This is a genomic window from Palaeococcus sp. (in: euryarchaeotes), from assembly GCF_053987695.1.
Genome location: NZ_JBMXHE010000006.1, coordinates 37,957 through 44,171 on the forward strand (window position 1 = coordinate 37,957; position 6,215 = coordinate 44,171).

Annotated in this window: 6 protein-coding genes; 5 read left to right on the forward strand and 1 reads right to left on the reverse strand. The window is 47.3% G+C overall.

Annotated features, from left to right (window positions below; translation table 11 throughout):
• Positions 1-29: 29 nt before the first annotated feature.
• A complete protein-coding gene (locus ACXJGZ_RS00750; protein WP_456320826.1) occupies positions 30-278 on the forward strand; it encodes a MoaD/ThiS family protein in 249 nt (82 codons plus the stop codon).
• Between the two features lies 1 nt (position 279).
• The gene (locus ACXJGZ_RS00755) at positions 280-1,413 is read left to right on the forward strand and encodes a tungsten cofactor oxidoreductase radical SAM maturase (RefSeq protein ID WP_293256515.1); all 1,134 of its coding nucleotides are present in this window, start codon (positions 280-282) and stop codon (positions 1,411-1,413) included.
• 43 nt (positions 1,414-1,456) lie between these two features.
• Here ACXJGZ_RS00755 and ACXJGZ_RS00760 read toward each other — a convergent pair whose 3' ends face one another.
• The gene (locus ACXJGZ_RS00760; RefSeq protein WP_293256538.1) at positions 1,457-1,849 is read right to left on the reverse strand and encodes a transcriptional regulator; all 393 of its coding nucleotides are present in this window, start codon (positions 1,847-1,849) and stop codon (positions 1,457-1,459) included.
• A 143-nt stretch (positions 1,850-1,992) separates the two neighbouring features.
• On the opposite strand from ACXJGZ_RS00760, the gene ACXJGZ_RS00765 reads away from it, so the two are divergent.
• From ACXJGZ_RS00765 to ACXJGZ_RS00775, 3 genes are read left to right on the forward strand one after another with little or no spacing between them, the layout of a single operon-like run.
• Positions 1,993-3,174, forward strand: a complete 1,182-nt coding sequence (locus tag ACXJGZ_RS00765; RefSeq protein WP_456397799.1) for an FprA family A-type flavoprotein — start codon at positions 1,993-1,995, stop codon at positions 3,172-3,174.
• Positions 3,171-4,505, forward strand: a complete 1,335-nt coding sequence (locus ACXJGZ_RS00770) for a DUF438 domain-containing protein (RefSeq protein ID WP_456397800.1) — start codon at positions 3,171-3,173, stop codon at positions 4,503-4,505. Before ACXJGZ_RS00765 ends, ACXJGZ_RS00770 begins: the two co-directional genes overlap by 4 nt.
• Before the next feature lie 4 nt (positions 4,506-4,509).
• On the forward strand, positions 4,510-5,586 hold the full coding sequence (locus ACXJGZ_RS00775) for a M24 family metallopeptidase (protein WP_456397801.1): 1,077 nt from the start codon (positions 4,510-4,512) through the stop codon (positions 5,584-5,586).
• The last annotated feature ends 629 nt before the right edge of the window (positions 5,587-6,215 follow it).

A 6,215-nucleotide genomic window follows, 5' to 3' on the forward strand; every position in this document is an offset into this window, starting at 1 on the left:
CCTAGTTTTCATGAAAATGGTGGTAGAATATGGTAAAAGTCAAGGTTTTTGCCACGCTGATAAAGCTCACCGGACGGAAAATTCTCGAGGTTCCCGCTGGAAGTGTGGAAGAGCTTTTGGAAAAGCTTTACTCAACATATCCCGGGTTTGAAGAGGAACTCGAGAGGGGGTTCATGATACTCATTAACGGGAGGAATATTGAGCACCTGCAGGGTTTGCAAACTCCACTGCGGGAAGAGGATATTGTGAGCATCTTTCCTCCTGCCGGGGGCGGCTGAAATGGAAAAAGAATATTCTTTTACATTATGGGATGGCAAGGTCATTGTGAAACCCAAGCTTGATATGAAGTATCTCTACATAGAGACGACGAGCAGGTGCAACCTCCACTGCGAAATGTGTTTCAAGCAGTACTGGGAAGATACGGAAGGGGACATGGACTGGGAGCTTTTTCTCAAGATACTTGATGATGCGGAGGAATTTCCGGATCTCAAGATGATTTACTTCGGTGGAATAGGAGAGCCTTCTGTTCATCCCCGCTTCATGGATATGGTACGTGAGGTCAAGAGAAGGGGCTTTGCTTTGGGGATGTCCACCAATGGAACTCTTCTCACAGATGGGATGCTTCGGGAATTTGCGGAACTTGGAGTTGATCTCATCTACTTCTCCATGGATACAATTCCAACCGCTGCCAACGTGATAACGCTGGGCCACATAGCGGCTGGAGTAACCGCGGAGAACGTGAAGAAGCTCGTTAAATACAGAGACGAGAGTGGAACTCATAGACCGAGCATAGGCGTTGAAGTCGTTGTGACAAAGGAAAACTACAAAGAGCTTCCAGAGCTGGCAAGGTATCTGAGAGATCTGAATATTGATGCAATGCTCATATCAAACCTCATTCCCATGACAGAAGAGCAGATAGATGATATCGTTTACGATGGAAGTGTGGATATGGAACCCATAGTTGACGAGCTTCATAAAATAGTCCATTCGGGACTCTATGTTAAAATACCTAATTTTGAGCTTAAAACCGAGAGACAGTGCGACTTTGATGAGAACAATGTTGCCGTTGTGAGATGGGATGGGGAAGTCGCTCCATGCTATCGTTTCCTTCACACATATTATGAGTATATCTTCGGCAGGAAAAAGAAGGTGAATGCTTACTCCTTTGGCAATGTTAAAGAGAATAGCCTTAAGGATATCTGGACAAGTGAGAAGTACACTTGGTTCCGCTTTACCATGAAGAACTACATGTATCCCTCATGTACGGACTGTGCACTTCGGGATGCATGTGATTTTGTAAAGACAAGTGACATTGATTGCTGGGGAAATGAGCCGAGCTGTGCTGATTGTCTATGGGCAAGAAGGTTGATCTTTTGCCCTATCCCGCAGCACATGTTTGGGAAGTTCTTTTAATTTTTCAATTTTTCAATTCTTAAATTCTTCAATTCTTAAATTCTCATCTGTTTCCAAAGAGCTCTATGCACACCCTGCACTTCTTTGGGTCAATTTCGGGATCGACTTTGGAATGGAAAGAGCATACGTAACCTTTCCCGAGCATCTCGATGGTGATTTCAACGATTCTCGCGTGTATTGCATATTCATCTGGCTTTTCTTTTACTATCTCATTGGCGAAGTCCCTAAGCTTCTCTTCCACATCTATGAATTTTTTAACATCGATAAGGGCACCCCTGTTCATCTTTAAATAGCGTGAAACTGCAGATTGGGTTATGTGGAGGAGCTCAGCAATCTGTGTTTGAGTAAATCCCCTCTCGTAAAGAATCTCCACTAAACGCCTCCTCAGGGCGGGGTACACATATCTCGCAGCGGCTTCAAAGGCATTGCTCTTCATGCTCATCTTTATGACATCTGGAATATTTAAGATTTTTCAAGCGCCTTGAGTTCCTTCATAATCTCTTCAAAGCGATTTCTGGGCAAAAATGGGTAGAAAGGTTTAAAAGCCCTTTGTATGACATATGTCATGAAGGTGATATCATGAAAACTGTGGAAATTGTTAAAGATGTTTACTGGGTTGGAGTTAGAGACTGGAACAAACGGATTTTTGATGCCCTGATTCCCCTGCCCAAAGGAACCTCCTACAACGCCTATCTGGTAGTAGGGAGTGAAAAAAGAGCCCTCATAGATACTGTGGCACCGGGTTTTGAGGGGGAGCTTGAGGAAAAAATAAACGAAATCACAGACGTGGCCGATATCGATTACATAGTGATGAACCACGCCGAGCCCGATCACTCGGGTGCAATCCCATATCTGCTGGAGAGGAACGAAAAGGCCATCCTCATTGCAACCAAAAAAGGCGTGGACATGGCGAAGGCTTACTATGATGTCCCTGATGAGAGAATTATGGTGGTGAAGGATGGCGATACCGTCTCGCTGGGAGGGAAGACCCTCCGGTTCATAGAGGCACCATGGCTTCACTGGCCGGAGACCATGTTTACATACCTCGTCGAGGATAAGATACTCTTTCCATGCGACTTCTTCGGGGCGCACCTCGCAGAGAGCTTTTACGACGATGACGTGCCCGACCTTCTAACGCACGCCCAGAGGTACTTCGGGGAGATAATGATGCCCTTCTCGGCCATGGCAAAGAGAGCGCTTCAGAAGATCGAGGAGCTTGAGATTGAGATAATCGCCCCGAGCCACGGCCCGATATACAGGAATCCCTCAAGGATAATCGAGGCGTACAAACATTGGAGCGGCGGGGAGATGAAGGAGAAAGTGTTGATAGCCTATGTCAGCATGTGGGGGGCAAATGAAGCCATGGTAAGGGAGCTCGCGGCTCTTCTGACCGCTGAGGAAATAGATGTTAAGGTCTACAACCTCGTGAGCTCGGACATAGGGGAGATCGCCAAAGACCTCGTGGACTCAAGGGTCATAGTTCTGGCAGCCCCGACAGTCCTTGGAGGCGCCCATCCCCTTGCGGTATATGGAGCATACCTCGTAAAGGCCCTCAGACCACCCGCAAAATATGCGGTGATAATAGGCTCCTACGGGTGGCACGGGAGGAGCAAGGATTCACTCCTTGAAGTTCTGAAGGGCGCGAATATAGAGCTTCTCGGGAGCCTTGAGGTTCGTGCGAGGCCGAAGGGCGAGGATTACGAAAAGCTCCGTGAGCTGGTCAGGGTTATCATGGAAAAGATTAGGGGCGGTGCGGAGTGACCGAGTTGTTGAAAAACCGCGAATACAAGAAGGAAGCCCTGAAAGCTCTTCTCCTTAGAATTCACGAGGGCGAGGACGTGAATAAACTTAAGGAAGAATTCCGTCAAGTCCTGAGCGGCATTTCGCCCCTTGAGATTCCAATCATAGAACAGGAGCTCGTAAAGGAGGGCATATCCGCAAGGGACATAGCGAAGATGTGTGACCTGCACGTTGAGCTCTTTAGAGAAGCTGTTAAAGGAACGGATGAGCTTGAGGAGAGGGATCTGCCCGATGGACACCCTCTCAAGACGCTCTACCTCGAAAACAAGGAGATAATGAAGGACGCGGAGATGCTCAACCTCTACGCGAGGACTCTGGCGACAACAAAGAACGAGCGCATGAGGGAGGAAATCCTCGGTGTTCTGGAGGAGATAGCGAGCAACCTCAGAAAGGTCGGCTTCACCCACTACAATAGGGAGGAGATGCTCACCTTCCCCTACATTGAGCGGAGGGGTTTAACCGCCATAGCCACCGTTCTCTGGACGAAGCACGATGAGATAAGGTTCATGACAAAACGCTTTGCCGAGCTGTTGAGGAAGAGAAATGAGATGTCATGGGAGGAGTTTGCGGAGAAGGTCAAAGAGAAGGCAGGAGAGCTGTCCTTTGCACTGAGCGACATGGTGTTCAGGGAGAACAACATCTACTACCCGACGCTTAATGCTCTCCTCACCGATGGCGAGTGGAAGGCAATAAGACAGCAGGAGGACGAGATCGGCTACTATAAGGTTAGTCCGCCGGAATGGGATTCGGACACTGAAGCGCTTCATCCCTGGGAGATAGAGTCAGAGCTGAGCGTTGAACAGCTCCTTGGTCTTCCAAAGGAGGTTCAGCAGGTGCTCAAAGGACAGCCCCTTGAGTTCGACAAAACCATGCTGAAGAGAGAGGGCGACATAAACCTCGGGACCGGTTTTGTCAGCGTGAATGAGCTGAAGGCGATATTCGAGGTACTGCCCGTTGACATTACCTTCATAGACAAGGATGACAGAGTTCGCTTCTTCTCTCCGGGTGAGAGAATATTTGCAAGAACCCCCTCCATCCTTGGGAGACCCGTCCAGCTCTGCCACCCGCCCAAGAGCGTGCACATAGTGAACAAAATCCTTAAGGCTTTCAAGGAGGGCAGGAAGAGCGAAGCGACGTTCTGGCTTAAGATGGGCCCGAAGTATGTTTATATCAAGTACATGCCTCTCTTTGACGGTGAGGGGAACTACATGGGGACTCTTGAAATGACGATGGACATCGCTGGGTATAAAAGGATTGAGGGTGAAAAAATGCTCTTGGATTGGAGGGATTGATACCATGAGGGGAAATCCGGAAATCTTTAAAAGGCGCCTTGAGCGCTTTCAGGAACGCTTGAGGGAGAATGAGATAGATGGAGCGGTTATAAGAACTCTATCGAGCTTCATATACTTTACGGGAACCAAATGGCTTCGGCCGGCACTCTTGATTCCTGCAGAGGGAGATCCGATTGCATATGTCGTTAGAGGAGAGGAGAAATTATTCAAGCGGAAGAGCTGGATAGAGGATGTGGTTGAGTATCAAAAGGTTGAGGATTTGATGGCAGGAGTTGTGGGATGGATCCATAGGAACGGCATGAACCGCGTTGGTCTGGAGTTCGGGGTTGAGAGGGATGCATATCTGCTCTTCCTAAAGGTTTTCGAGAGGCTCAATCCGGGCATTGAGATAGTGGACGTATTTGGCATCACAATGAGCATGCGCATGATAAAGGATGAATGGGAGCTTGAGAACATAAGAAAAGCTGGAAAAATTGCTCAAAAAGGTATGAAAGCTGCTGAGGATGTTATAAAGCCCGGAATGAGCGAGCTTGAAATTGCAGCGAATATAGTGAGGGAGCTCATGCTCAATGGGAGCGAAGACCCGAAGGTCTACGTCTCAACGACCCCAAGGGCACACGCCGAACCCTTTAGAGGTCTCAAGGTTCCGGAGAATGGAGTCGTTACCGTGGTTATAGGAGCAGACTGGAACCACTACTACGCAAATATGGCGAGGACTTTCGTGGTGGGAGATCCCGGTGAGAGGGTGAGGAGAGCCATTGAAGTGAAGGAAGAGGCTTATAATCTCGCCATTGAAGAGACGAAGATTGGCATTCCTCTTGCATCTATTGAAAAGAAATTAACAAGCTTTTTCAAAGAGAGAGGGTTTGGTGATGCTTATTTGGCGGGGTATACCCATGGGGTCGGGCTCCTAATTGAAGAACCTCCAATAACAACCATAGTCGTTCCACAGAGGGCCACAAAGGTTCAGGAAAACATGGTTCTGGCAATAATCCATCCGCCACTCATGATTTCCGAAGGGGCTATAAAGCATGAAGACACCTACCTTGTGAGAAAAAGGGGACTAGAGAAGGTGACATGAACTTCTTCTCTTTGAATCCCATTTTTTAAGGAGGAAGAGAAAGGTTATTATCCCAAGGACGGATTCTCCAAAAACCCCATTAAATTCAAGGATAATGTCATAAGGGATGAACCAGAATGCGAGGAGTCCTAGAGTCGTGGAAAACAGTTTTTCAACCTTTAAAAACAAAAGATGGATGGAGTGAGCCAGAGGAAATAGTTTCTAACTTTGCCGGGGAGCCGGTGCTGGATGCACAGGGGGAACTTATATTTTGTGCATCATTATGTTACAAAAGATATGAAAATAATAGAAGCGGATATCTATGTGGCTTATAAAAAGTGATTATTTTTGATAACCCCCGCTTCTCCCTTTATCTTCTCCGTTCCAATGGTGTTGAAAATCATTTCGTACTTTTCTGCAAGCTCTTTACCCGAAGAATCTTCTTCACGTCTTCGTTTGTGAAAATCTTTATCTCCTTTAGCTTATCTAAGCCGCCTCATCCCTCCCACTACAGCTCATCCTTCAGGTGTGCTTTCTATCTCCTTTTCACTCAAGTGATTCTTGGGCATTATTGAATCGACCGTTTCAAATGCTTTCTTTATGACTCTTCCCTTAGCGACCCATTTCTTTAGATAACCCTTATCTGGAAA